This is a genomic window from Rhodoferax sp. RT5P35 (assembly GCF_056521385.1).
This window is the reverse complement of record NZ_JBWMAX010000206.1, coordinates 1-1,235: the sequence shown is the minus strand read 5'-3', so window position 1 is coordinate 1,235 and position 1,235 is coordinate 1. Positions and strand designations below refer to the sequence as shown.

Sequence of the window (1,235 nt, the reverse complement as noted above, 5' to 3'; positions counted from 1 at the left end):
GGGTGACCGAGCCGTTGTTCAAGACACCCAGGCACAGCCCTCCCAGGTTGACCAGACCCTCACAAATATTCTGGTACGCCCAGGTGAGTTGCAGGGTGTCGGTGTAGGTACCCGCAGGAATATTCGCCCCCGGTGTCGTGGCGATATAAATGGGCACCTGTCCACCGGCCGTGTTCAGAAGAGACAGCAAACTGCTGCCGTTCAGGTTGATGACCACCAGCCCGCCGCTGTACGCCGTGCTCAGGCCCGGGTTGCTGAACACCTGGTAGGGAATGGCATGGGCACCGTTTTTCAGAGTCAAGCCGCTGACCGAGGGCTGTAGCGTGGCTTTGAGGGTGGGCGTTCCGGCCAACACAGACAGCACCACCGGGCCACAGGTGTACGACAAGTTGCCCGAGCCGGTGATGGAGGCTCCGTTTTTGACCTGCTGGGAGGTCACGGTGCCCAGGTTGCCGCCGGTCTCCGTGCTGGTGCAAGCCCATGCCACCGGTGCCAGTCCCCACACCACGATACACAGGCAGAAACGGCGAAACGCCACAGCAGCAAGCAGCCGGGTGGCCCAGGATAGACAGTTATTCATGGCGGTAAAGGGCTAGGGTTAGCGCGCCCACAGGGCGCGACAAGGTCATCAATGCGGTTTGTTCGCCGCTCTCGGGCTGGCACGCCAGTGGCCCGATACGCAGCACCTGCGGGCCATCCACCATCACCGGAAAGCGCACGCGGCAGCGGGTCGTGCCAGGGCCGCGCACCAGCAACTCGTTCAGCGCTTTCAGCCCCTCCAGATACACCAGTCCATCCCAACCCACGACGGATTTTTGGCCTGTTTGCACATGCTCCACCTGCCAACCCAAGGGCAGCGGCCGCCCCTGTTCGTCCACCAGCGTGATGCGCGCCGCCAGGGTTTTCTCGATGTTGAACCTGAGCAAGGCACCGCTGCCGGAGCGCACGCTGAGCCGCTGCTGGGACTGCGCGAGCTGCATGTGGTCGGGTAGCTCCAGCACGTCCACCTCCACCCGCGCAGGGTAAAAACCGGGCACGCCGGGCACCAGGATATGGCCCGCAGCGTCGGTGCGGCCTATGGACTGGTTTTCATAGCGGATAGGCACGCCCGCCACGCCATTGGTGGAGACCAGCACGAAGGCATCGTTGATGCGGTTGGCGGCAAATACCCCACCGTCCATAGCGACCACCGAACCGGTCGCCCCCATCCAGCTGGAGCTGTCAGAGCCCTGGGC

General features: G+C 63.6%; 2 protein-coding genes. Both read right to left on the bottom strand.

What is annotated here, in order from left to right; translation table 11 throughout:
- The coding region (locus AC097L_RS25000; RefSeq protein ID WP_479589411.1) for a spore coat protein U domain-containing protein at window positions 1-580 on the bottom strand (580 nt) is incomplete at its 3' end.
- Window positions 573-1,235: FimD/PapC C-terminal domain-containing protein (locus tag AC097L_RS24995; RefSeq protein WP_479589410.1), on the bottom strand; the 663-nt coding region annotated here is incomplete at its 5' end. The genes AC097L_RS25000 and AC097L_RS24995, both read right to left, overlap by 8 nt.